Source organism: Pararobbsia alpina, from assembly GCF_965118125.1.
In the GTDB taxonomy this organism is placed as follows: domain Bacteria; phylum Pseudomonadota; class Gammaproteobacteria; order Burkholderiales; family Burkholderiaceae; genus Pararobbsia; species Pararobbsia alpina_A.
Genome location: NZ_OZ221287.1, coordinates 4098761 through 4124159, shown reverse-complemented (window position 1 = coordinate 4124159; position 25399 = coordinate 4098761). Strand labels below are relative to the sequence as shown.

17 protein-coding genes, 2 tRNA genes and 3 rRNA genes are annotated in these 25399 nt (G+C 60.0%); 13 read left to right on the top strand and 9 right to left on the bottom strand.

Annotated elements, in window-relative coordinates; genetic code table 11:
• The first annotated feature begins 11 nt into the window (after positions 1–11).
• From ACMFWR_RS17780 to ACMFWR_RS17770, 3 genes are all read left to right on the top strand, one after another.
• A complete protein-coding gene (locus ACMFWR_RS17780) occupies positions 12–746 on the top strand; it encodes a DsbC family protein (protein WP_413192903.1) in 735 nt (244 codons plus the stop codon).
• A 184-nt stretch (positions 747–930) separates the two neighbouring features.
• Positions 931–2739, top strand: coding sequence for a M61 family metallopeptidase (locus ACMFWR_RS17775; RefSeq protein ID WP_413192902.1), 1809 nt, complete (start codon positions 931–933; stop codon positions 2737–2739).
• Positions 2740–2927: 188 nt separating this feature from the next.
• On the top strand, positions 2928–3521 hold the full coding sequence (locus ACMFWR_RS17770; RefSeq protein ID WP_413192901.1) for an FMN-dependent NADH-azoreductase: 594 nt from the start codon (positions 2928–2930) through the stop codon (positions 3519–3521).
• 158 nt (positions 3522–3679) lie between these two features.
• Here the strand turns inward: ACMFWR_RS17770 and ACMFWR_RS17765 are convergent, their stop codons facing one another.
• The 6 genes from ACMFWR_RS17765 to ACMFWR_RS17740 form a co-directional block, all read right to left on the bottom strand.
• A complete protein-coding gene (locus ACMFWR_RS17765) occupies positions 3680–4477 on the bottom strand; it encodes a uracil-DNA glycosylase (RefSeq protein ID WP_413192900.1) in 798 nt (265 codons plus the stop codon).
• A gap of 16 nt (positions 4478–4493) precedes the next feature.
• A complete protein-coding gene (locus ACMFWR_RS17760) occupies positions 4494–5225 on the bottom strand; it encodes a CYTH domain-containing protein (protein ID WP_413192899.1) in 732 nt (243 codons plus the stop codon).
• A 12-nt stretch (positions 5226–5237) separates the two neighbouring features.
• Complete coding sequence (trpC, locus tag ACMFWR_RS17755) at positions 5238–6026, bottom strand: indole-3-glycerol phosphate synthase TrpC (RefSeq protein ID WP_413192898.1); 789 nt, start codon at positions 6024–6026, stop codon at positions 5238–5240.
• A 73-nt stretch (positions 6027–6099) separates the two neighbouring features.
• Positions 6100–7131, bottom strand: a complete 1032-nt coding sequence (gene trpD / locus ACMFWR_RS17750; protein WP_413194948.1) for an anthranilate phosphoribosyltransferase — start codon at positions 7129–7131, stop codon at positions 6100–6102.
• 26 nt (positions 7132–7157) lie between these two features.
• On the bottom strand, positions 7158–7727 hold the full coding sequence (locus tag ACMFWR_RS17745; protein ID WP_413192897.1) for an anthranilate synthase component II: 570 nt from the start codon (positions 7725–7727) through the stop codon (positions 7158–7160).
• 234 nt (positions 7728–7961) lie between these two features.
• Positions 7962–8756, bottom strand: a complete 795-nt coding sequence (locus ACMFWR_RS17740) for an alpha/beta fold hydrolase (protein WP_413192896.1) — start codon at positions 8754–8756, stop codon at positions 7962–7964.
• A gap of 558 nt (positions 8757–9314) precedes the next feature.
• Here ACMFWR_RS17740 and ACMFWR_RS17735 point away from each other — a divergent pair.
• Entirely contained in the window at positions 9315–10280 is a 966-nt protein-coding gene (locus ACMFWR_RS17735; protein WP_413192895.1) for an AraC family transcriptional regulator, read from the top strand.
• Between the two features lie 26 nt (positions 10281–10306).
• Here ACMFWR_RS17735 and trpE read toward each other — a convergent pair whose 3' ends face one another.
• The 3 genes from trpE to rpe form a co-directional block, all read right to left on the bottom strand.
• Complete coding sequence (trpE, locus tag ACMFWR_RS17730; RefSeq protein ID WP_413192894.1) at positions 10307–11800, bottom strand: anthranilate synthase component I; 1494 nt, start codon at positions 11798–11800, stop codon at positions 10307–10309.
• A 485-nt stretch (positions 11801–12285) separates the two neighbouring features.
• The gene (locus tag ACMFWR_RS17725) at positions 12286–12987 is read right to left on the bottom strand and encodes a phosphoglycolate phosphatase (protein WP_413192893.1); all 702 of its coding nucleotides are present in this window, start codon (positions 12985–12987) and stop codon (positions 12286–12288) included.
• Positions 12984–13676 (bottom strand): ribulose-phosphate 3-epimerase, encoded by a 693-nt coding sequence (gene rpe / locus ACMFWR_RS17720; protein WP_413192892.1) that lies wholly within the window; start codon positions 13674–13676, stop codon positions 12984–12986. Before rpe ends, ACMFWR_RS17725 begins: the two co-directional genes overlap by 4 nt.
• A 315-nt stretch (positions 13677–13991) precedes the next feature.
• Between rpe and apaG the strand changes: the two genes are divergently transcribed.
• From apaG to ACMFWR_RS17675, 9 genes are all read left to right on the top strand, one after another.
• Positions 13992–14366: a Co2+/Mg2+ efflux protein ApaG gene (apaG, locus tag ACMFWR_RS17715; RefSeq protein WP_413192891.1), complete on the top strand. Its 375-nt coding sequence runs from the start codon at positions 13992–13994 to the stop codon at positions 14364–14366.
• Between the two features lie 14 nt (positions 14367–14380).
• Complete coding sequence (locus ACMFWR_RS17710) at positions 14381–15526, top strand: murein transglycosylase A (protein ID WP_413192890.1); 1146 nt, start codon at positions 14381–14383, stop codon at positions 15524–15526.
• 484 nt (positions 15527–16010) lie between these two features.
• Positions 16011–17541 (top strand): 16S ribosomal RNA (locus tag ACMFWR_RS17705).
• Between the two features lie 63 nt (positions 17542–17604).
• Positions 17605–17681 (top strand) — tRNA-Ile (locus ACMFWR_RS17700).
• A 72-nt stretch (positions 17682–17753) separates the two neighbouring features.
• A tRNA-Ala gene (locus tag ACMFWR_RS17695) sits at positions 17754–17829 on the top strand.
• A 327-nt stretch (positions 17830–18156) separates the two neighbouring features.
• Positions 18157–21035, top strand: a 23S ribosomal RNA gene (locus ACMFWR_RS17690).
• 123 nt (positions 21036–21158) lie between these two features.
• A 5S ribosomal RNA gene (rrf, locus tag ACMFWR_RS17685) occupies positions 21159–21271 on the top strand.
• Together the 16S, 23S and 5S rRNA genes with 2 tRNA genes alongside form the textbook arrangement of a ribosomal RNA operon.
• Before the next feature lie 146 nt (positions 21272–21417).
• Positions 21418–23508: a molybdopterin-dependent oxidoreductase gene (locus tag ACMFWR_RS17680; protein ID WP_413192889.1), complete on the top strand. Its 2091-nt coding sequence runs from the start codon at positions 21418–21420 to the stop codon at positions 23506–23508.
• Positions 23509–23704: 196 nt separating this feature from the next.
• Positions 23705–25378 (top strand): long-chain fatty acid--CoA ligase, encoded by a 1674-nt coding sequence (locus ACMFWR_RS17675; protein ID WP_413192888.1) that lies wholly within the window; start codon positions 23705–23707, stop codon positions 25376–25378.
• The last annotated feature ends 21 nt before the right edge of the window (positions 25379–25399 follow it).

Below are 25399 nucleotides of genomic sequence, written 5' to 3'. Positions count from 1 at the left end.
CGGAGACAAGCATGAAACCCCAGATTCGACGCGTGCTGCCGCTGCTGGCCATGGCCATGCTGGCGATGTTGCCGCTCACACGCGCCAATGCCGATGCGACGACCGACAAGATCAAGGACACGCTCAAGTCGCGTCTCGGTCCTGATGTCGACGTGCGCGACGTGCTGAAGACACCGATTCCCGGCATCTACGAAGTCGATACCGCGGACCAGATCGTGTACAGCGATGCAAAGGGTGATTACGTGCTGACGGGCGATCTCATGGATCTCAAGAACCATGTGAATATCACCGATGCGCGTGCGTCCGAACTCAACAAGATTGACTTCGCGAAGCTGCCGCTCAACGATGCCGTGAAAATGGTGAAGGGCAATGGCGAACGCAAGATCGCCGTGTTCTCGGACCCGAACTGCCCGTATTGCCACAAGCTTGAAGAAGAGCTCAAGTCGGTCGACAACGTGACGGTCTATACCTTCCTGTTCCCGATTCTGTCGCCGGACTCGACGGTGAAGTCGAAGTCGATCTGGTGCTCGAGCGATCGCGCCAAGGCATGGACCAGCTGGATGCTCGGCCATCAGGCACCGAGCGCGCCGGGCACCTGCGATACGACGGTGCTGTCGCATAACCTCGAACTCGGCCGCACGCTGCGCATCACGGGCACGCCGACCGTGTTCCTCGCGGATGGCCGCCGCTTGCCGGGCGCCGTCACGGCAGACCGGCTCGAAAAGGAAATGTCGAGCGTGCATTGATTGCACGCGGCTGCCCCTCGCAGCAAGCAGTCCGACGCGGCACGCAAACCTGACCGGTGCGTGCCGCTTTTTTATGGGCGGAATTCGAGACGGAAAGAATACGCGCTCATCATTGTTGAGGCACTATTGCATTACCCGTGCTCTTGAGTCCGCGTGACGGCTCGCCTTAAAAGAAAAAGGTCCGATGAAGCCCATTCATTACGCGATTGTTCCGAAAGACCCCGCCGCTCATCTCTTCGAAGTCACTGTGACGATCGCTGACCCCGATGCGCAGGGTCAGCTGTTCATGCTGCCGGTCTGGATTCCGGGCAGCTACATGATTCGCGAATTCGCACGCAATATCGTGACGATCTCTGCGCGCAGCGATGCGACGGGACGCAAGGTGGCGATTCGCAAGCTCGACAAGCAGACGTGGCACGCCGCGCCGGTTCAGGGCTCGCTGACGGTCACGTATGAGGTCTATGCGTGGGACTTGTCGGTGCGCGCCGCGCATCTCGACGACACCATCGGCTTTTTCAACGGCACGAGCGTGTTCCTGTTTCCGCAAGGGAGGGAAGACGTCGAATGCCGCGTGCAGATCCATGCACCTGAAGGCGAGGGTTATGCGGACTGGCGCGTCGCGACAGCATTGCGCGAAGTTCGCGGCACGCGTCGCTACAGCTTTGGCGAGTACCGAGCCGACAACTACGACGAACTGGTCGATCATCCCGTCACACTCGGCAGGTTCGAATTGGGTCGCTTCGAAGCGCACGGCGTGCAGCACGACGTCGTGATCTCGGGCAAGGTGACGGCACTCGACATGCCGCGCCTCACGCGTGATCTCGAGAAAATCTGCTCGGCTCAGATCGCCCTGTTCGAACCGCGCACCAAGCGTGCGCCGATGGATCGATATGTATTCATGACCGTCGCAGTCGGCGATGGATATGGCGGCCTCGAACACCGTGCATCGACTGAGCTGATCTGCAGCCGCGGCGATCTGCCCGTGCGCGGCAAAGAGGCGATGACCGATGGCTACCGGACCTATCTGGGCCTGTGCAGCCACGAGTATTTCCATACGTGGAACGTCAAGCGAATCAAGCCGGCGGCGTTCGCACCGTATGACCTGCGCCAGGAAAACTATACGTCGCTGCTCTGGCTGTTCGAGGGTTTCACGTCCTATTACGACGATCTGGTGCTTGTGCGCAGCGGTGTGATCTCGCGCGACGACTACCTGACACTCGTTGGCAAGACCGTCGGCGGCGTGCTGCGCGGCAGTGGCCGGCGCAAACAGAGCGTCGCCGAAAGCTCGTTCGATACCTGGATCAAGTATTACCGTCAGGACGAGAACGCACCGAACGCCATCGTCAGCTATTACACGAAGGGTTCGCTCGTCGCGTTGACATTCGATCTCGCGATTCGCGCGGCGACGGGCAACCGGAAGTCGCTCGACGACGTGATGCGCGCGCTGTGGGTGCGCTACGGCCGCGATTTCTACAACGGCAAGGGCAAGGGCGTCGGCGAAGACGACGTCGAGCCCCTGATTCGCGAAGTCACGGGTGTCGCGCTCGGCCGTCTGTTCACCGACGCCGTGCACGGAACACGCGACCTGCCGCTCGAAGAACTCCTGGCACCGTTCGGCGTTGCACTCGAGCCGGATCTGGCCCAGGGCAAGCCGTCACTCGGCGTACGCATGCGCGCCGGCGCGGAAGCGGCGCTGGCGGCGGTGCACGATGGTGGCGCGGCGCGCCGCGCGGGACTCTCGGCCGGCGACGTGCTGGTCGCGCTCGACGGATTGCGCGCGACCGGTGGCAACCTCGACGGTTTGCTCTCGCGCTATCGTCCTGGCGACAAGGTACAGGTCCACGCATTCCGCCGCGACGAACTGCGGGAGGTCACCGTTACGCTTGATGCGCCCGACGTTGCGCGCTATCGTCTCACTGTCAACGACGGGGCGACGATCCGTCGCCAGAAGAGCACCACGGCGGCGCTGCGTAAGGGCTGGATCGGCGCTTAGCCCGCCGGGTAAGCCTTCTCGCAGTAAGAAGACCGTATGTTCGTTGTATCGTTGAAAGAAAAAGCCATTGTTGTCTCCAACAGGACAATCTGTTGAAGGCCGATGGCTTTTTTCATTTCAACCGATCCCGATAATGGAGTCCATGGTCTTGCGGTGAACGCGAGACCCACCCACTACCGGAGCATACGATGACGACCATCCTTCAACTGAATTCCGCCGCTCGCTCGCAAGGCGCCCAATCGACCCAGCTCGCCAGCGAACTCGTTGCTCAGCTCGCCAAGCGCGACGGTGCGAAGGTCGTTGTCCGCGATCTGCTCGCTGCCAACCTGCCGCACCTCGACGACGCGATTCTCGGCGCATTCTTCACGCCGGCCGACCAACGTACGCCGGAACAAGTCGCGATCGACGCGCGCAGCATCGAGCTGATCAAGGAACTGCAAGCCGCTGACGTGATCGTGATCGGCGTGCCGCTGTACAACTTTGGCATCTCGACGCAGCTCAAGGCGTACTTCGACCAGATCGCCCGTGCAGGCGTCACGTTCCGCTACACCGCCAATGGCGCAGAAGGCCTGGTGACCGGCAAGAAGGTCTACATCACGGCAGCACGCGGCGGCAAGTATCTGAACACGCCGAACGATACGCAAACGCCGTATCTGAAGACGTTCCTTGGCTTCCTCGGCATGACCGACGTCGAGTTCATCTACGCCGAAGGTCTGGCAATGGGTCCGGATTCGGCGACCGCGGCACTGGCCGGCGCGCGCGAATCGATCGCTGCGCTGTAAGCAAGCGATACGCTTCCGGGATCAGGCGGCATCAGCCGCTCCCGATCGAATGTAAAACGCCCGACGGAGGATGGTTCCGTCGGGCGTTTTGTGTTTTCGTGTTCCTGCGTTCCTGCGTTCCTGCGTTCCTGCGTGTTGGTGTCTCAGTCCATCGACGTTCAGGGCAGACGCCAGTCGATGGGCTTGAGCCCGCGCGCTTCGAGCGCCTCATTGGCGCGCACGAAGTGCTGGCATCCGAGAAAGCCCCGGTGCGCCGAGAGCGGCGACGGATGCGGGGCTTCGAGAATCACGTGATCGCGGCCATGGAGCAGCGACCGCTTGGCCTGCGCATGCGAGCCCCATAGCATGAACACGAGGCCCGAATGACGCTCCGACAATTCGGCGATCAGCGTATCGGTGAAGCCTTCCCAACCCTTCTTCGCGTGGCTCGCCGCGTTCGCGCGCTCGACGGTCAGCACCGTGTTAAGCAGCAGCACGCCCTGCCGAGCCCAGTACTCGAGCGTGCCGTGCGTCGGAATCGGATGACCGAGGCTCGAAGCGATTTCCTTGAAGATATTGCGTAGTGACGGGGGCGGCCGCACACCCGGACGCACCGAAAACGCGAGACCGTGCGCCTGCGGAATGCCTTTGTCTTCGCCGTGATAGGGATCCTGTCCGAGGATCACGACCTTGACGTCGTCAGGGTCGACGAGCTCGAGCGCGTGAAAGACGGTGTCCGGATAAATCGTCTTGCCGGCCGCGCGTTCGCTGTCGACGAATGCGCAGAGTTTCGCAAAAGCGGGGCTGTCGACGAACGGCGCCACGCAGGCCTTCCATGCGGGGGAGAGCGATGCGAACTGCGCTTCGAGCGATGCAGCGGGTGCGGCGTATGAATCTCTAGCCGGCGGCGCCGAGAGCGTCTCTTCGAAAAGGTCCGCCGTATCTGTGTGCTTCGAGGCGCGTCGTGAGGAGGGCATGCTGTACTGAATGACGTTAGCGGGTAACCGTATCGCGAAGCCGGTATCCGCGCTCGGCTTTGCTGACATCGTCGGCTTTGAGGCCGGGGATCTGCTCGGCGAGACGGGCTGCGATGCGGTGAAGGGCCGCTTCGTCGCCGCGCTTCAGTTCGAGTTCAATCTCAAGAATCGGCAGTGTGCGCCGTTGCTCACCTTCGCCGACGATCACGTCGCCTTCGTCGAGTCCGGCTTCGATCTCGCTGCCTGCCTCTTCAATGTTCCAGATGGTCCGGGTGAAGTCGGTCCGGAACAGCGGGCCGAGCGCTGGTACGGCGTTTCGCAACGTCTCAAGCGCCGTATGCAAGCCGTCGCGCTCTGCGTGCGACTTTGCGGCCGCGGTTGAATTCGAGGCCGATGCGGCGCCCGAATCCGTCGCGGTGTTTGTAGCCGCGAGATCGCGTTCAATCGCCGCGATCAGTGCGTCGGTCTCGAGCGCGTCGCCGCCGACCGGTATTTCCCACTCATGCCGACGGTGCAGTCCCGCTTGCGCGCCACCGCCAGACTTGAATGTCTGAAGCCATCGATCGCCCGAAAGCCGGACGCGCAATGCGCTGCGCGCGCCTTTGAGTGCGAGCGCCGGCGTGTCGAAATAGACGTTCGAAAGACGGACCGCGTGGCCTTCGCCGCCAGCCAGCGTTTCGAGCACCTGCTTCGCATGGGCCCGCTCTGATTCAGGCAGCGACAGCTTGAGTTCCGCTTCGACGGCCATGGTCAGTCCTGGTCAGAAAAACAACTTGGCGAGCTCGACACCGGGGTCGTCCGCGCGCATGAATGCCTCGCCGACGAGGAACGTATTGACGTCATGCTTGCGCATGCGTTCGACGTCCGCACGATTCAGGATGCCCGACTCGGTCACGACGATGCGGTCGTCCGGAATGCGCTCGAGCAAACCGATTGTCGTCTCGAGCGAAGTCTCGAACGTGCGCAGGTTCCGGTTGTTGACGCCGATCAGCGGTGTGCGCAGCGTGAGCGCATGGTCGAGTTCATCGCCGTTGTGCACTTCGACGAGCACGGCGAGGCCGAGCGAGTGCGCGAAGGTTTCGAGGTCACGCATCTGCTGCGGTTCGAGTGCGGCCGCAATCAGCAAGATGCAGTCGGCATTCATCGCCCGCGCTTCGACGATCTGGTAAGGATCGATGATGAAGTCCTTGCGCAGCACGGGAATGTTGCACGCCGCGCGAGCGGCTTCGAGATAGGCCGCACTGCCTTGGAAGAACTGCACGTCGGTCAGCACCGACAGACACGCGGCGCCGTGACTCGCGTACGAGGCAGCGATCTCGGCAGGCCGGAAGTCTTCCTTGAACACACCCTTCGACGGGCTTGCCTTTTTCACTTCGGCGATCACGGCCGATGCGCCGATCGCATGCTTGGCGCGCAGCGCGCCGACGAAGTCACGCGCAGGCGCGCGCGACTCCGCGGTCAGGCGCAGGTCTTCGAACGGCGCGCTTTGTTCGGCCGTCGCCACTTCCTGGCGCTTGACCGCAATGATTTTGTCGAGAATATCGCTCATGACGTCTGCTGTATTTCCGCTGTGTCTCTTTCAGCCGTGCAGCGTGGTGATCACACACCGCGCTGCGCCGGGATCAGGCCGTGCAGCCCTGCGTAAATCGCACGAGCGCATCGACCTTCGCGCGCGCCGCACCGCTGGCGATTGCCTCGCGCGCGAGCACAATGCCGTCCGCGATCGATGCCGATCGATTGGCAGCGTACAAGGCCGTTCCGGCGTTCAGTGTGACAATCTCGCGCGCAACACCGGGCTTGTTGTCGAGCGCTTCGAGCAGCAGCACCTTGGACTCGTTCGCATCGGCGACCTTGAGGCTGCGGTTCGACACCATCTGCATGCCGAAGTCCTCGGGATGGATCTCGTATTCGGTGACGACACCGTCCTTGAGTTCACCGACCTTGGTGGCGGCACCGAGCGCGACCTCATCCATCCCGTCCTGGCCGTAGACGACGAGCACGTGCTGGGCCCCGAGTCGTTGCATCACACGGACCTGGATGCCGACGAGGTCAGGATGGAACACGCCCATCAACTGATTGGGGGCGCCTGCCGGGTTGGTCAACGGACCGAGAATATTGAACAGCGTGCGCACGCCCATTTCCCGACGCACCGCCGCCACGTTCTTCATCGCCGGGTGATGATTCGGCGCGAACATGAATCCCATGCCGGTTTCGGCGATCGATTCGGCGACCTGCTGCGGCGACAACATGATGTTCACGCCGAGCGCCTCGAGCACATCGGCGCTGCCCGATTTGCTCGATACGCCGCGATTGCCGTGCTTGGCGACCTTTGCGCCGGCCGCCGCCGTGACGAACATCGTCGCCGTCGAGATATTGAACGTGTGCGATCCGTCGCCCCCGGTGCCGACGATATCGACGAAATTCGAGTCATCCGCGACTTCGACCTTATTGGCGAATTCGCGCATGACCATCGCGGCTGCGGCGATTTCGCCGATCGTTTCCTTCTTGACGCGCAGGCCCGTGATGATGGCCGCCGTCATGACCGGTGACAGTTCGCCGCGCATGATGAGCCGCATCAGGTGCAGCATTTCATCGTGGAAGATCTCGCGGTGTTCGATCGTTCGCTGCAGGGCTTCTTGCGCGGTGATCGGCATGCTGTGCACAGCCGGCTGAGCCTGAGTCATCGCACGCCTCGCAGGAAGTTCTCGAGCAGTGCATGGCCGTGCTCCGACAGGATCGATTCCGGGTGGAATTGCACGCCTTCGACCGGCAGCGTCTTGTGACGCACGCCCATGATTTCACCGTCGGGCGTGCGCGCCGAGACTTCGAGGCAGTCGGGCAGCGTCGCCTGTTCGATCGCGAGCGAGTGATAGCGCGTGACCGTGAACGTCTTGGGCAGATCGGAGAACACACCCCGACCGTCGGTTTCGATCTCGCTGACCTTGCCGTGCATGATCGTCTGTGCGCGCACGACACGGCCGCCGAAGGCTTCGCCGATCGCCTGATGCCCGAGGCACACGCCGAGGATCGGATATTGATCAGAGAGCTTGCGGAGCACGTCGAGCGTAATGCCCGCGTGTTGCGGGTTGCTCGGTCCGGGCGACAGGCAGATGCGCTCGGGCTTGAGCGCCTCGATCTGCTCAATCGTGATTTCGTCGTTGCGGAAGGTCCGCACGTCCTCTCCGAGCTCGCCGAAGTACTGCACCAGGTTGTAGGTGAACGAGTCGTAGTTGTCGATCATCAGAAGCATGATTACTCCTAACCCCTTGAAACTAAGGGATGTTTGCTTTGTCTTTGCTTGGCGACGGTTCTCTTTGCCGCCGATTTACCACCATTCAAGGCGGCACCGCCCGCCAGGGGCGTGTTGATGCGTGGCGTTCAGGGACGCCAGCCGAAGAACAGCAAGAAAGGGGTTGCTTTGCCAATGATTCGCATGGTCTGCACATTCTAGCAGGATGCACTCAATTCGCGTGCCTACGTTCCTTTAGAGATTCCCCGTCTTGCTCAAAGCACTCAGGATGACGTTCGCCACAGCGTTGGGCTGCGAGATCAGCGCAACGTGACTGGCGCCCGGGATCACCGTGAGCGTCGCGTTGATCGTTTTCGCTTCCAGTTGCTGGAACTGCGGCGGAATGATCTGGTCCTGATCGCCATAGACCCACCACGACGGTTTCGTTTTCCACGCGGCGATCGAGACTTTGTCTTCGAGGCAGTGCGAGAACAGCGGCCCCTGGGAGACGGCCAGAACGGCGGCGGTCGCCTTGGGAACGTCCGGTGCAAAGCTGTTCAGAAACGTATCGTGGGTCAGGGTGAGAAATCCCGCGGAATTGACGATCAGTCCGTTTGCTTCCCAGGCGGGCGTCGGAAACGGGGCCGTGATGTCGTTGATCGACTCACCGTTGCCGGGCGCGAACGCCGAGACATAGACCAATGCCGCGACTTTCGGGTCGATGCCCGCTTGCGTGATGACGGCGCCGCCGTAGGAGTGGCCGACCAGGATGACCGGACCGCTCTGCGCATCGATCGCCTGCGTGACGACGCTGGCGTCGTCAGCGAGAGAAGTGCGCGGCAATTGCACCGCGACGACATTGACGCCGTGTTGTTGCAGCAGGGAAACGATGGTCGCCCAACTCGAACCGTCTGCCCACGCGCCGTGTACCAGAACGACGGTCGCGCTCGTGGCCGCGTCCGAACTGCCGCAACCGCCAAGCGCACCAGCCGTCATCAACATGGTTGCGGTCAGCCAGGCTCTCCAGAGCCCTTTCAGTTGATTGAACATGCGCGATCTCCCCGGGATCTTTTCGTCCGAAGACTCTAGAAGATCCCCTATCGATCGGCATCGCGCGGCGTCCGGTCCGCATGATCTGTCGTCTGGATGTGCACCGGTCAGACGAGATCCGAACTGTGCGCACGAAATACACCGTTCGGGGCGAGCCGATGCGCTTCGCCTGGCGGATAGCCGATCGGAGAATATCGAGCGTTCTCGGTGAGGCGTGATTCATGCCTTGTCAAACCCCATGACTTTGATCGCGGGGGTGCCGGAACTCGAAGTTCGTACGATGCATCATGCAAACCGGACGCTGCGATATGGCCGCACATATTGAACTTGTCTACAGTGGCGCATCGCTGTGCTTCAAACGTTGGGCCAAGGAAGGTTGCATCGCAAACTGTGGTTCGAACTCCCATGCGCAAGTACTTCTTCATCGTTACCGACACGCTTTTGTCTGCGGTATCCGTGCCACTCCAGATCGTCGCGGCGCGGCGTCTGTCGATTTAACGCAGGCGACCCTCTGTGCTGTTAAAACATGGCGATGCATTGTCAGAGGCGCTCAAACGAATGCGGCCTCGTGTCGACACCGTCTTTCGCGGCGAGCTGGGCGTCTCGACGGAAGTCAGTTTCGCAGCCGGCCCGGCGGCCTTTCTGCATATGCTCGATGGCCAAGCGTGGATCTCCCAGCCCGATGGCGAGTGTGTGTCGTTGCGGCCGGGCGATTTCGTGCTTGTGCTCAATCGGGATGGCTTCACGCTACACGATCAGCCGAACGGCACTGAACGCAGACGTTTTGAGGCGCATCCGTCGCTTGCCGAAAATGCGCATGGCCAGGGCATTCGATGGGCGGCGAATGACACGATTGCCGCGAGTTTTCTCGCCGGCGCGTTTCATTTCAACGGCCGGCCCCTGTGCACGTTGCTATCCGGCCTCCCGGGGCTGGTTCAGCTGAGTCGCGACGGCGCCGGAATGCCGCCGTGGCTGGCGACCATGTCGCACTTCCTGAATGAAGAAGCGAACAACGTCGGTCCGGGTTCTTCGTTCGTGATTCCCCGTGTGATCGAACTGCTCGTGACGGGCACGTTACGAGCATGGATTTGTAGTCAGGGCGAGCGACTGGGGTGGCTGGCGGGACTGAGCGACGAACGTATCGGGCGTGCGCTGAATGCGATGCATCTGGATCCGGCGCGCGCGTGGACCGTGGAATCGCTTGCGGAGATCGCCACGATGTCGCGCTCGATTTTCTCCGAGCGATTCACCGCAGCGGTTGGCGTGCCGCCGCGGCGTTACCTCACCCGATGGCGTTTAACGGTCGCAGCCGACTTGCTGCGTGCAGGCACGTCGAAAGTGATCGAGGTCGCCCACGAAGCGGGGTATGGCTCGGAAGCCGCGTTCAGCCGGGCATTCAAGGCGCAGTTCGGCTATCCGCCGCGCGATACGCGTCACGTCGCGCAAGCAGAAATCGTTGCGCCGGCCGGTGTCAACGCGCGGCACCTTGAACACGCGGCCCATCCGGAGAAACCGCGCGTCTGAAGAGATGCGCGGCATCGGGCCGGATGTCAGATCTCGGTGTCGAGTCCGTCTTGCACTTGCTCCGCGGCGCGAAGCACGGCGCGGGCCTTGTTTTCGGTCTCTTGCCATTCCATCTCGGGCACCGAATCGGCCACGACACCCGCCGCGGCCTGAACGTACAGATTGCCGTTCTTGATGATGCCGGTCCGGATCGCAATCGCGAGATCCATCTCACCCGAGAACGACAGGTAGCCGACCGCGCCGCCATAAATACCGCGCTTGACCGGCTCGAGTTCGTCGATGAGCTCGAGCGCGCGGACCTTCGGCGCACCCGACAGCGTGCCTGCGGGGAACGTCGCGCGCAGCACGTCGAGGTTGTTCATGCCCGGCTTGAGCTTGCCTTCGACCGAGCTGACGATATGTTGCACGTGCGAGTACTTTTCGATGACCATCTTGTCGGTCACGAGAACCGAACCCGTCTTGGCGATGCGGCCCACGTCGTTGCGCGCGAGGTCGATCAGCATCACGTGCTCCGCGATCTCCTTCGGATCATTGAGCAGCTCGGTCGCGAGTTCCGCGTCGCGCTCGGGGGTGTTGCCACGCGGGCGTGTGCCGGCGAGCGGACGGATCGTGACGATGCGCTCGTCGCCGCGCTCTTCCTGGCGCACCAGAATTTCGGGCGACGCACCCACCACCTGGAAATCGCCGAAATTGTAGAAATACATGTACGGCGACGGATTCAGCGAACGCAGCGCGCGATAGAGCGACAGCGGATTGTCGCGGTACGGCTTGATCAGGCGCTGGCCGACCTGGACCTGCATGAGTTCGCCGGCGGCAATGTTTTCCTTCGCCTTGCGTACCGCATTCAGGTAGTCCTGCTTGTCGAACTCGCGATGAATCTCGGTACGCACGCTGGCTGACGTGACCGGTGGTTGAACCGTCTTCACCAGACGCGAGCGCAGTTCGCGCAGGCGCTGGCGTGTTTTCGCGTAAGCCTCGGGTTGCGACGGATCCGCGTAAACGATCAGGTAGAGCTTGCCCGCGAGATTGTCGATGACTGCCACTTCTTCGGTGAGCAGCAGCTGAATGTCGGGCAGGCCGAGGTCATCCGGCGGCGCGGTGTCCGCGAGCTTCTTCTCGATATAGCGCACCGCGTCGTAGCCGAAGTATCCGGCGAGGCCGCCGCAGAAACGCGGCAGGCCGGGACGTTGCGCGACCTTGAAGCGATCCTGGTATTGCTGGATGAACTCGAGCGCGTCGCCGTCATGCGTTTCGACGACCACACCGTCGCGCACGATCTCGCAGCGCGTGCCGATCGCACGCAGCAGGGTCCGCGCGGGCAGGCCGATAAACGAGTAGCGGCCAAAGCGCTCGCCGCCGACGACGGACTCGAGCAGAAACGAGTTCGCGCCGTTGCGCTCAGGTTGTGCGAGTTTCAGGTAGAGCGAGAGCGGTGTCTCGAGGTCGGCGAGCGCCTCGGCGATCAGCGGAATGCGGTTGTAGCCCGCGTTCGCCAGCGACTGGAATTCGATTTCGGTCATGTTTGGGGTTCCGGTGAGCCCGCGTGCGTTCGGCTCGGGCCGACGCTCGGAAAGCGGGGAGTGCGCTTCGCACGGTGGTGCAGTTGCTTGCTGCCTTCGATCGGGGCGTGTCGCAAAAAAGCGCGACCCGATCGCAAGACAAGCGCAGCCATCGACCGGTACGGACCGGAGGACACCATCGACACGGAAAGCGGCACAGACAGAAAACGGTGGCTGAAGACGAGCTTCAGCGGCCTTGTGTTGAAATCACCAAGACCAGCGACGCCAGGGCCAGGCTCCCCGGTCGATATCGCAACGACTCCGTTTTCGATTGACGAACATGACGAGTAAGAAGAGTTTCGTTTGATCCGGATCGGATCGAACCCGGCATTCGCAACGCGCTCGAACTTTCTCGGACGTATTTCGAATGCCGCTTGCTGCTTTGCCTGCGGCCGTCGCGACAGTCCGGATTCCGGTTCCACGCATCGGGCTCGCACGCCTGGCTCCTATTGATGCAGCCAGTGCGCGGCTTCAAGCAGCGAGCCGACTATACCATCGGAGTCGATCGAATGTACAGGTTGCCCATGGTTGTACCCGTACGGGACGGTCAGCACCGCGATGCCGGCCGCGCGGGCCGCGAGTGCGTCGTTTTCCGAGTCGCCGATCGCGAGCATCTGCGCGGGCGCAAGGCCGAGTGCTTCGCTCGCCCGTATCAGCGGCAGGGGGTCGGGCTTCTTCTTTTCGAAGCTGTCGCCACCGAACACGGCGTCGAAGTACGCGCGCAGTCCGACCTGCGTCAGCAGGTCTTCGGCAAACCGGTGCGGCTTGTTCGTTACGCAAACGAGCTTGAGTCCGGCGTCGCGCAATGCCGCGAGACCTTCGGCCACGTCTGCATAGACGGCAGAGTGGCGGCCGTTCACGGTCGCGTACGCGTGCTGGTACCGGTCGAGGGCCGCTGCAAATTGCGCGTCGACCTGGTCGGCGGGCAGTCGCGCCGTCAGCACGCTTCTGACAAGGTGCTCGGAGCCCTTGCCGACATAGCGCAGCAATTCCTCGCTGGAGATGGCGGGGAGTCCGCTGCCTTCGAGCATCAGGTTCAGCGCGGCGTTGAAGTCACCCGCGGTGTCGACCATCGTCCCGTCGAGGTCGATGATCGCGCCGCGAATCTGCTCGCGTGCGACGCGAGGCACGATCGCCGGGGCGCTCATGCGGCCTTCGCCAGCGAGGCGAGTTCGGCGCGCATCTCGCCAATGACTTTCGAATAATCGGGGTGGCCGAAAATCGCCGAGCCCGCGACGAAGGTGTCGGCACCTGCTGCTGCGATCTGCGCGATATTGTCTTTCTTGACGCCACCGTCGACCTCGAGCCGGATGTCGCGCCCGGTGCGTTCGCGGTACGCGTCGATCTTCTGGCGTGCAAGGCGGATCTTGTTCAGTGCTTCGGGAATGAACGACTGACCGCCAAAGCCCGGATTGACCGACATGATCAAGATGATGTCGATCTTGTCCATCACATGATCCATATGATCGAGCGAGGTCGCCGGGTTGAAGACAAGGCCCGTCTCGCAACCGTGATCGCGAATCAGCGACAGCGTGCGGTCGACGTGGTCCGATGCTTCGGGGTGGAACGTGATGTGGTTCGCGCCAGCCTTCGCAAAATCCGGCGCGATACGGTCGACCGGGCGCACCATCAGGTGCACGTCGATCGGTACCGTCACATGCGGCCTGATGGCCTCGAGCACCACCGGCCCGATGGTCAGGTTCGGCACGTAGTGGTTGTCCATCACATCGAAGTGGACCCAGTCGGCACCCGCGGCGACGACGTTACGGACTTCTTCGCCGAGGCGGGAAAAGTCGGCGGAGAGGATGCTCGGTGCGATACGGTATGTCGGATTCATTGTGGGAAGACCGATAAGTGCTGCGTATGGAGAAACCGGCGCGTGACGCGGTGGGATGCCCGGATGCCGGCAGGGGCGCCTGACGGGGCCCGATAGGGCGGCCGCGGGGCGTTTGCAGGGGCGGCCAAAAAGGCGCCATCGAACGGGCATTGCAAACCAGGACACGAAAGTTGAATTTTAACGCCGTGGCGCCTTGCGATCTTGTCAGCCAAAAGGCGGGTCGCTCACCGGCGGTTGCGGCACATCCCGGCATCAAGGAGAATGCGTCGGGACGATGCGGCGCGTGTTTGCGCCGGGCCTGCGCCACCACACTCTATGAACCGCTATCAAATGTCTGTCGCCGTCCAGGTGCGCTACCTGCCGGAGCAATCGGACCCGACCGGACGCCAGTACGCGTTCGCGTACACGATCACGATCCGCAACACCGGTGCGGTTGCCGCCCAGCTGATCTCGCGACACTGGATCATCACCGACAGCGAAAACACCCTGCAGGAAGTCGCGGGGCTCGGCGTGGTCGGCAATCAGCCTTTACTCGCGCCCGGCGAGCAGTTCGAATATACGAGCTGGGCCGTGATCGCGACCCCGGCCGGGTCGATGCGCGGCGAATATTTTTGTGTGGCGGAAGATGGCGCGCGATTCGAAGCGCCGATCGCGGAATTCGGGCTCGCGATGCCGCGGACCTTGCACTGAGTCGAGAGAGAGGATTGCTTTTGGGCCGTGGTTTGCTCCGCGGTGCGGCTGCCGCACTGCTTGTGTTGCTCGCGTCGTGCGCTTCGCACGGCCCTGTGTCCACGTCGACGTCGCCGGCCCCGAGCCCCTGGTTCTCGGGCGCGGGTGGCCCTGACCTCAATGAAGAGCGTGTGATCGCCACGCAGCGACTCACGCCGGTGACGTGGGACCGCGTGCCCGGCTGGGATGACGATGCGCTGATCGGCGCGATGCCGGCATTGCGCGCCAATTGCATGCGCGTGGGCGGTGAGGCGCGCTGGCGTGCGGCGTGTTCGGCGGCATCGCAGCTCGACGAGCTCGATGCGCAGGCGGTGCGGAGTTTCTTCGAACAGTATTTCGCGCCGTACCAGTTGGCGAACACCGACGGAACGGTCGACGGGCTGGTCACGGGCTACTACGAGCCGCTGCTGCGTGGCTCGCGGGTACGGCATGCACCGTATCTCTACCCTCTGTATAAGTGGCCGGCAGCCTATCGGAACGGCGAGACCTTGCCCGATCGCGCGCAATTGATGCGCAGCGGTGTGCTCAAGGGGTCCGAGCTTGTGTATGTGGACGACCCGGTCGAAGCCTTCTTTCTCCAGATTCAGGGGTCGGGGCGCATCACGATGGACGACGGCTCGATCATGCGGCTCGGCGTGGGCGGCACGAACAACCAGCCGTATCAGTCGATCGGCCGTTGGTTGATCGATCATGGTCAACTGACGCCGGCGCAGGCGACCATGCAGGGGATCCGTTCCTGGGCACGCGCGAATCCGACACGCGTCGATGGGCTCCTGAATGTGAATCCGCGTTTCGTGTTTTTCCGGGAGCTGTCGGCGCAGGTGCCGGGCGGCGGCGCGGACGACGGCCCGATTGGTGCGCTCGGCGTGCCGCTGACCGCCGAGCGTTCAATCGCGGTGGATCCGTCGGCCATTCCGCTCGGTACGCCGGTGTTTCTGTCGACGACGCGTCCGATGTCGAGCGAGCCGCTGAACCGCCTTGTGTTCGCGCAGGACGTGGGTTCGGCGATCAAGGGCTCGGTGCGCGCGGATTACTTCTGGGGGTTTGGCGACGAGGCCGGCGATCTCGCCGGGCATATGAAGCAGCGCGGACGGGTGTGGCTGCTGCTGCCGAAGTCCTAGTTCTCGCTTGATGTCGCAGTGCACGCAAAAAACCTCTTGCATCGCCCGATCAGATCCCGCTAGAATCCACGTTTTCGCGATTCGAGATTCATTTCGAGTTGCAGGGGTTTCAGAGGTTTATTGATCTCTTTAATTCCGATTCGTTAAAAAGTTTGCTTGAAAAAACTTGTTGACGAAACGAAGTGAGGTGTACATAATCTCGCTTCTCTGCTGCAAACGCAGCGACGCAGAAAACGCAGTGAAGTGAGCGGATTTTGCGAACGATCTTTAAAAATCTACAGCCGATAAGTGTGGGCGCTTGATAAGCGATGCACCGTCGGATCAGCGGGTGAGTTTTAGGACTCATGATGTCTGATTGACGGCATAGCAAAGGTATTTATCAAGTCTCACACTCTGTAAAAGGTAAGTTTTGATTCATCGAAACTTGTCAGCACATTGAGTGAGCGACCGGTTCTTAATTGAACCGAAAACAGTAACAGGTATTGAACTGAAGAGTTTGATCCTGGCTCAGATTGAACGCTGGCGGCATGCCTTACACATGCAAGTCGAACGGCAGCACGGGGGCAACCCTGGTGGCGAGTGGCGAACGGGTGAGTAATACATCGGAACGTGTCCTGTAGTGGGGGATAGCCCGGCGAAAGCCGGATTAATACCGCATACGATCTACGGATGAAAGCGGGGGATCGAAAGACCTCGCGCTATAGGGGCGGCCGATGGCGGATTAGCTAGTTGGTGGGGTAAAGGCCTACCAAGGCGACGATCCGTAGCTGGTCTGAGAGGACGATCAGCCACACTGGGACTGAGACACGGCCCAGACTCCTACGGGAGGCAGCAGTGGGGAATTTTGGACAATGGGCGAAAGCCTGATCCAGCAATGCCGCGTGTGTGAAGAAGGCCTTCGGGTTGTAAAGCACTTTTGTCCGGAAAGAAAACGCTCTAGCTAATATCTGGAGCGGATGACGGTACCGGAAGAATAAGCACCGGCTAACTACGTGCCAGCAGCCGCGGTAATACGTAGGGTGCGAGCGTTAATCGGAATTACTGGGCGTAAAGCGTGCGCAGGCGGTTTGTTAAGACGGATGTGAAATCCCCGGGCTCAACCTGGGAACTGCATTCGTGACTGGCAAGCTAGAGTATGGCAGAGGGGGGTGGAATTCCACGTGTAGCAGTGAAATGCGTAGAGATGTGGAGGAACACCGATGGCGAAGGCAGCCCCCTGGGCCAATACTGACGCTCATGCACGAAAGCGTGGGGAGCAAACAGGATTAGATACCCTGGTAGTCCACGCCCTAAACGATGTCAACTAGTTGTTGGGGATTCATTTCCTTAGTAACGTAGCTAACGCGTGAAGTTGACCGCCTGGGGAGTACGGTCGCAAGATTAAAACTCAAAGGAATTGACGGGGACCCGCACAAGCGGTGGATGATGTGGATTAATTCGATGCAACGCGAAAAACCTTACCTACCCTTGACATGTACGGAACCCTGCTGAGAGGTGGGGGTGCTCGAAAGAGAGCCGTAACACAGGTGCTGCATGGCTGTCGTCAGCTCGTGTCGTGAGATGTTGGGTTAAGTCCCGCAACGAGCGCAACCCTTGTCCTTAGTTGCTACGCAAGAGCACTCTAGGGAGACTGCCGGTGACAAACCGGAGGAAGGTGGGGATGACGTCAAGTCCTCATGGCCCTTATGGGTAGGGCTTCACACGTCATACAATGGTCGGAACAGAGGGTTGCCAACCCGCGAGGGGGAGCTAATCCCAGAAAACCGATCGTAGTCCGGATTGCACTCTGCAACTCGAGTGCATGAAGCTGGAATCGCTAGTAATCGCGGATCAGCATGCCGCGGTGAATACGTTCCCGGGTCTTGTACACACCGCCCGTCACACCATGGGAGTGGGTTTTACCAGAAGTGGCTAGTCTAACCGCAAGGAGGACGGTCACCACGGTAGGATTCATGACTGGGGTGAAGTCGTAACAAGGTAGCCGTATCGGAAGGTGCGGCTGGATCACCTCCTTTCCAGAGCTCGCATCAATTGTTGAGCGTTCACGCTTATCGGCTGTAATACGACAGACTGGAAGAGGGTCTGTAGCTCAGTCGGTTAGAGCACCGTCTTGATAAGGCGGGGGTCGATGGTTCGAATCCATCCAGACCCACCACGCTTCCTCAGACGGACAATCCCTCTATGTTTCATCGCGGATTGCCGTGTGAAATCAGTCAAATCAGTACATGGGGGCATAGCTCAGCTGGGAGAGCACCTGCTTTGCAAGCAGGGGGTCGTCGGTTCGATCCCGTCTGCCTCCACCATTAATCTGTAGTCGAGAACGCGGTGATATCGGAGTGAATAACTCGATGTCGCAAGACTGCGTTGTCGACTAGCGATTTACGTGCTGGTCAGTCTTTAGTAGGTTTATATCGATGGTTTTCCATCAATAAATCGGCTGTCGTTCTTTAACAATCTGGAAGAAGAATTTGTCTATTGGAAACACACTTGAGATGGTGTGTGGAAGATAGATGGGTTGTGATTGTATCAAATGTATTTAAGTGATCTTAAAGTCACTTGGAATACGGCAAACGCGAAAACTCAATTCTTATAACGTGGTCTGCTGTTCATGGCAGACATACGCGTTATAGGGTCAAGCGAACAAGTGCATGTGGTGGATGCCTTGGCGATCACAGGCGATGAAGGACGCGGTAGCCTGCGAAAAGTTGTGGGGAGCTGGCAAACGAGCTTTGATCCACAAATGTCCGAATGGGGAAACCCGGCCCTCTTGGGTCATCCATGACTGAATACATAGGTCATGTGAAGCGAACGCGGTGAACTGAAACATCTAAGTAGCCGCAGGAAAAGAAATCAACCGAGATTCCCAAAGTAGTGGCGAGCGAAATGGGATCAGCCTGTACTCTTTATTTGTATTGTTAGCCAAACGCTCTGGAAAGTGCGGCCATAGTGGGTGATAGCCCCGTAGGCGAAAACAGTATGAAAGAACTAGGTGTACGACAAGTAGGGCGGGACACGTGAAATCCTGTCTGAAGATGGGGGGACCATCCTCCAAGGCTAAATACTCGTGATCGACCGATAGTGAACCAGTACCGTGAGGGAAAGGCGAAAAGAACCCCGGGAGGGGAGTGAAATAGATCCTGAAACCGCATGCATACAAACAGTCGGAGCCTGGAAACGGGTGACGGCGTACCTTTTGTATAATGGGTCAGCGACTTACGTTCTGTAGCGAGCTTAACCGAGTAGGGAAGGCGTAGCGAAAGCGAGTCCGAATAGGGCGCATAGTTGCAGGGCGTAGACCCGAAACCGGATGATCTATCCATGGCCAGGATGAAGGTGCGGTAACACGTACTGGAGGTCCGAACCCACTAATGTTGAAAAATTAGGGGATGAGCTGTGGATAGGGGTGAAAGGCTAAACAAATCCGGAAATAGCTGGTTCTCTCCGAAAACTATTTAGGTAGTGCCTCGTGTATCACCTTCGGGGGTAGAGCACTGTCATGGTTGAAGGGTCCATTGCGGATTACTTCGCCATAGCAAACTCCGAATACCGAAGAGTGCAATCACGGGAGACAGACGTCGGGTGCTAACGTCCGACGTCAAGAGGGAAACAACCCAGACCGCCAGCTAAGGTCCCCAAGATTGGCTAAGTGGGAAACGAAGTGGGAAGGCTAAAACAGTCAGGAGGTTGGCTTAGAAGCAGCCACCCTTTAAAGAAAGCGTAATAGCTCACTGATCGAGTCGTCCTGCGCGGAAGATGTAACGGGGCTAAGCCAGTCACCGAAGCTGCGGATGCGTGCTTGCACGCATGGTAGGAGAGCGTTCCGTAAGCCTGCGAAGGTGCCTTGTAAAGGGTGCTGGAGGTATCGGAAGTGCGAATGCTGACATGAGTAGCGATAAAGGGGGTGAAAGGCCCCCTCGCCGTAAGCCCAAGGTTTCCTACGCAACGTTCATCGGCGTAGGGTGAGTCGGCCCCTAAGGCGAGGCAGAAATGCGTAGCTGATGGGAAGCAGGTTAATATTCCTGCACCGTCGTTAGATGCGATGGGGGGACGGATCGCGGAAGGTTGTCCGGGTGTTGGAAGTCCCGGTCGCTGCATTGGAGAAGGCACTTAGGCAAATCCGGGTGCGCAATTCAAGGGTGTGGCGCGAGCTTCTTCGGAAGCGAAGCAATTGGAAGTGGTTCCAAGAAAAGCCTCTAAGCTTCAGTCTAACGAGACCGTACCGCAAACCGACACAGGTGGGCGAGATGAGTATTCTAAGGCGCTTGAGAGAACTCGGGAGAAGGAACTCGGCAAATTGGTACCGTAACTTCGGGATAAGGTACGCCCTTGTAGCTTGATAGGCTTGCGCCTAAAGGGTGAAAGGGTTGCAATAAACTGGTGGCTGCGACTGTTTAATAAAAACACAGCACTCTGCAAACACGAAAGTGGACGTATAGGGTGTGACGCCTGCCCGGTGCCGGAAGATTAAATGATGGGGTGCAAGCTCTTGATTGAAGTCCCGGTAAACGGCGGCCGTAACTATAACGGTCCTAAGGTAGCGAAATTCCTTGTCGGGTAAGTTCCGACCTGCACGAATGGCGTAACGATGGCCACACTGTCTCCTCCCGAGACTCAGCGAAGTTGAAGTGTTTGTGATGATGCAATCTACCCGCGGCTAGACGGAAAGACCCCATGAACCTTTACTGTAGCTTTGCATTGGACTGTGAACCGATCTGTGTAGGATAGGTGGGAGGCTATGAAACCGGAACGCTAGTTTCGGTGGAGCCGACCTTGAAATACCACCCTGGTTTGTTTGCGGTTCTAACCTTGGCCCGTGATCCGGGTCGGGGACAGTGCATGGTAGGCAGTTTGACTGGGGCGGTCTCCTCCCAAAGCGTAACGGAGGAGTACGAAGGTACGCTAGGTACGGTCGGAAATCGTGCTGATAGTGCAATGGCATAAGCGTGCTTAACTGCGAGACTGACAAGTCGAGCAGGTGCGAAAGCAGGTCATAGTGATCCGGTGGTTCTGTATGGAAGGGCCATCGCTCAACGGATAAAAGGTACTCTGGGGATAACAGGCTGATACCGCCCAAGAGTTCATATCGACGGCGGTGTTTGGCACCTCGATGTCGGCTCATCTCATCCTGGGGCTGTAGCCGGTCCCAAGGGTATGGCTGTTCGCCATTTAAAGAGGTACGTGAGCTGGGTTTAAAACGTCGTGAGACAGTTTGGTCCCTATCTGCCGTGGGCGTTGGATATTTGAAGGGGGCTGCTCCTAGTACGAGAGGACCGGAGTGGACGAACCTCTGGTGTACCGGTTGTCACGCCAGTGGCATCGCCGGGTAGCTATGTTCGGAAGAGATAACCGCTGAAAGCATCTAAGCGGGAAACTCGCCTTAAGATGAGATATCCCTGGGGCTTCGAGCCCCTTGAAGGGTCGTTCAAGACCAGGACGTTGATAGGTCAGGTGTGGAAGCGCAGTAATGCGTTAAGCTAACTGATACTAATTGCCCGTAAGGCTTGATCCTATAACACGTGTGTTTGCCCTCCACGTGGACGTGAGTATCGTGTGTTTGCCCGATGCACTCACAACCCAAAATTCTTCTTCTCAGATTGGCTTGGCAGCGATGTCTGCCAGGCAACAAGTCATGCCTGATGACCATAGCGAGTTGGTACCACCCCTTCCCATCCCGAACAGGACCGTGAAACGACTCCACGCCGATGATAGTGCGGGTTCCCGTGTGAAAGTAGGTAATCGTCAGGCTGTTTAACACCAAAAAGCCCTGCTCATCGAGCAGGGCTTTTTGCTTTTGTGCGCCCGATGTGCGCCAAATTCGCTTCCCGATCTAGTCGACTGTCACGAGCGCGTACCATATCGACTATCGCTACTCGCTTTCGAAGTCGAGCCTCATGAAGATCATCAACGGCATCGTGAATGCCGTTTGTCCCCACGATTGCCCTGATACCTGCGCACTTCGCGTGGTGGTCGAGAACGGCAAAGCCATCAAAGTCCAGGGCGACCCGGATCACCCGCCGACCAACGGTGTGCTCTGTACCAAGGTGTCCCGCTACACCGAGCGGACCTATCACCAAGATCGCCTGACGCAGCCGATGCGCCGTGTCGGCAAAAAAGGCGAGGGCCGTTTCGAGCCGATCACGTGGGACGAAGCCTTCCGGCTTGCGGCGGAAAAACTGAAGCCGATTGCCGCGCGCGATCCTGAAGCGATCGTGCCGTACAGCTACGCCGGGACCATGGGACTCGTTCAAGGCGAGAGCATCGCCGCGCGCTTCTTTCATACGCTTGGCGCGTCGCTGCTCGATCGAACGATTTGCGCTACCGCGGGTGTGACCGGACTCAAATATACGTACGGCGCGAGTGTCGGCATGCATCTCGAACACTTCGAGAACAGCAAGCTGATCCTGATATGGGGCAGCAATCCGATCGTATCGAGCGTGCACTTCTGGACGCGCGCGCAAGAGGCGCGCCGACGCGGCGCGAAACTGATTGCGATCGACCCCTATCGCTCGCTCACCGCCGAAAAATGCGACGAGCACATTGCACTTCAGCCCGGTACCGATGCGGCGCTTGCCCTCGGCATGATGCACGTGCTGATCCGAGATGGTCTGATCGACGATGACTACGTCGCGCGCTACACCGAAGGGTTCGATGCACTCAAGCAACGTGCGGCCGAGTATCCCCCGGAACGCGTGGCACAGATCTGCGGGATCGACGCTGAAGTCGTCACCCGGCTTGCACTCGAGTACGGCACGACGAAGCCCGCGTCGATCCGACTGAACTACGGCATGCAACGCACGCGGGGAGGCGGAAATGCCGTCCGCGCGGTGGCCTGTCTGCCGTCGCTGATCGGCGCGTGGCGCGACCCCGCCGGCGGCCTCCTTCTGTCCGTTTCGGGTTTCGCGAACGTCGACGGCGCAGCGATGATGCGCCCCGATCTCATACCCGGACACCCGCGCCGGCTCCCGCGCACGATCAATATGAGCGCGATCGGTGACGCCCTCTGCCATCCGGGAGACGACGCATTCGGACCGAAGATTGAAGCACTTATCGTCTATAACTCGAATCCGGTTGCCGTCGCCCCCGAGTCCGACAAGGTCGCACGCGGCTTTGCGCGCGAAGATCTGTTCACCATCGTGCTCGAGCATTTTCAAACGGACACGGCCGATTATGCGGATCTGCTGCTCCCCGCGACGACGCAGCTCGAGCACTTCGACGTGCACAAGGCCTACGGCCACACCTATGTGATGGTGAACCAGCCGGCGATCGATCCGATTGGAGAGTCACGGCCGAACACGGCGATATTCCGCGGCATTGCCCGAGCCATGGGTCTTGAAGAGCCCGCGCTCTACGACACGGATGAGGCGATCGCCCGCCAGGTGTTCAACTGGGATCACCCGTCGTTCTCGCATGCCGACTTCGACACCCTGATTCGCGACCGATGGGTCAAGGCACGCGTCGCCGAGGCGCCCTTTGCACAAGGCGGATTCCCGACGCCCTCGGGCAAATGCGAGTTTTATTCGAAGCGCCTGGAAGCAGAAGGTCTTGATCCGCTGCCGGACTATCTGCCGCCGCGGGAGTCAACGGAAAGTGCACCGGCACTCGCGGCCCGCTACCCGCTCACGATGATCTCGCCGCCCGCGCGCAATTTCCTGAACAGCAGCTTCGTCAACGTCGACAGTCTTCGCAGCCCGATTGGCGAGCCACGCCTGGACATTCACCCGGACGACGCCGCGGCGCGACACATCCAGGACGGGCAGCGCATTCGCGTCTTCAACGATCGCGGTCAGATTGAACTGACCGCGCGCGTCACGGACCGCGCCCGGATCGGCGTCGTGGTCGGCTTGTCGATCTGGTGGAAGAAGCTCTCGGCAGACGGGCGCAACACCAATGAACTCACGAGTCAGGCGTTGACCGACCTGGGCCGCGCCGCGACGTTTTACGATTGCCTGGTCGACGTCATGCCTCTCGGCGAGGCGGCGTAAGCAACGAGGCCGATTGAAACCGATGTTCAAACTGCCGCAAATCAGACACGATAAGCCGTGGCGCCTATCATGCGCGCGGGGTCATACGCGCTTGCGTCTGGAGGCCAGAGTCTAGTCACTGGCGTTGCTTCAAGTCAGTCGCCCGGATAGCATCGCGTTTTAGCACGACCATTCGAAAACAAACAGGAGACAGGTTATGGATCGTATCTGGCTGAAGTCGTATCCCCCCGGCGTACCGGAGCAGATCGATACATCCATTTATCCGTCGCTCGTCGAGCTGCTTGAAGAGAGCTTCCGGCAATACAGCGAACGCGACGTGTTCAGCTGCATGGGCAAGGCGATCACCTACCGCCAGCTCGACGAGTATTCAAAGAAGCTCGCCGCATGGCTGCAGTCGAGAGGTCTTCAGCCCGGCGCACGCGTTGCGCTGATGATGCCGAACATTCTGCAGTATCCGGTCGCGCTCGCTGCCGTGCTGCGCGCGGGCTACACCGTCGTCAACGTTAATCCGCTCTATACGCCGCGGGAACTCGAGCATCAGCTCAAGGACAGCGGCGCGGAAGCGATCATCATCCTCGAGAACTTTGCCGTGACCTTGCAGAAGGTCATCGCGAATACGGCGATCAAACATGTGGTCGTCGCGACGATGGGCGACTTGCTCGGACCGAAGGGCGCGATCGTCAATTTTGTCGTGCGCAGCGTGAAGAAGATGGTGCCGGCGTGGAGCCTTCCTGGTCACGTGAGTTTTAAACAGGCGCTCGCGCAAGGCGATGCCGGCGCGTTCAAGCGCGTGGCAGTCGGTCCCGATGCGATAGCGTTCCTTCAGTACACGGGCGGGACGACGGGGGTGGCGAAGGGTGCGATCCTGCTGCACCGGAACATTGTGGCGAACGTCATTCAGTCAGACTTGTGGCTGCAGCCCGCCAAGTTGAAGAAGGCCGATATTGGCCAATTCATTTGCGTCGTCGCGCTGCCGCTGTATCACGTCTTTGCGCTGAACTCGGGCGGCCTGCTGACCATCCGGGTTGGTGGACTCGGTGTGCTCATTCCGAATCCGCGCGATATCCCTGGCCTCATCAAGTCACTGCGCGGTATCAAGTTCACCACGTTCCCGGGCGTCAACACGCTCTATAACGCGTTGCTCAACAACCCGGAATTCAAGACGCTCGACTTCTCGAACCTGATTTGCGCGAGCGGTGGTGGCATGGCCGTGCAAGAGGCGGTCGCGAATCGCTGGATGGAAGCGACCGGCGCACCGATTCTCGAGGGATACGGCTTGTCGGAAGCGTCGCCGGTTGTGTCCTGCACGCCGTCGGACTGGACGCATTACTCGGGCACCATTGGTCTACCGATGCCGTCGACCGATATCTCCATTCGCGACGATGACGGCAACGAACTGCCTTTGGGCCAGCCGGGAGAAATCTGCGTGAAGGGCCCGCAGGTCATGGCCGGTTATTGGAATCGCCCCGACGAAACCGCCAAGGTGATGACGGCCGACGGCTTCCTGAAGACCGGTGACGTCGGGTACATGCTGGATTCGGGCGAGATCCGCATCGTCGATCGCAAGAAGGACATGATTCTCGTCTCGGGCTTCAACGTGTATCCGAACGAGGTCGAAGACGTTGTCGCGCAGCACCCCGGCGTGTTCGAAGTCGCCGCCGTGGGCGTGCCGGATAACAACTCGGGCGAAGCGGTGAAGCTGTTCGTCGTCAAAAAGGACCCGACACTCACCGAAGCGGCGCTGATCGACTTCTGCAAGGAGCGGCTGACCGGTTACAAGCGGCCGCGCCATGTCGAATTCCGCACGGAACTGCCCAAGACGAACGTCGGCAAGATTCTTCGCCGGGAACTTCGCGACGGAAAGGCCTGAGGCGTAACGGTGTGGCTGTCA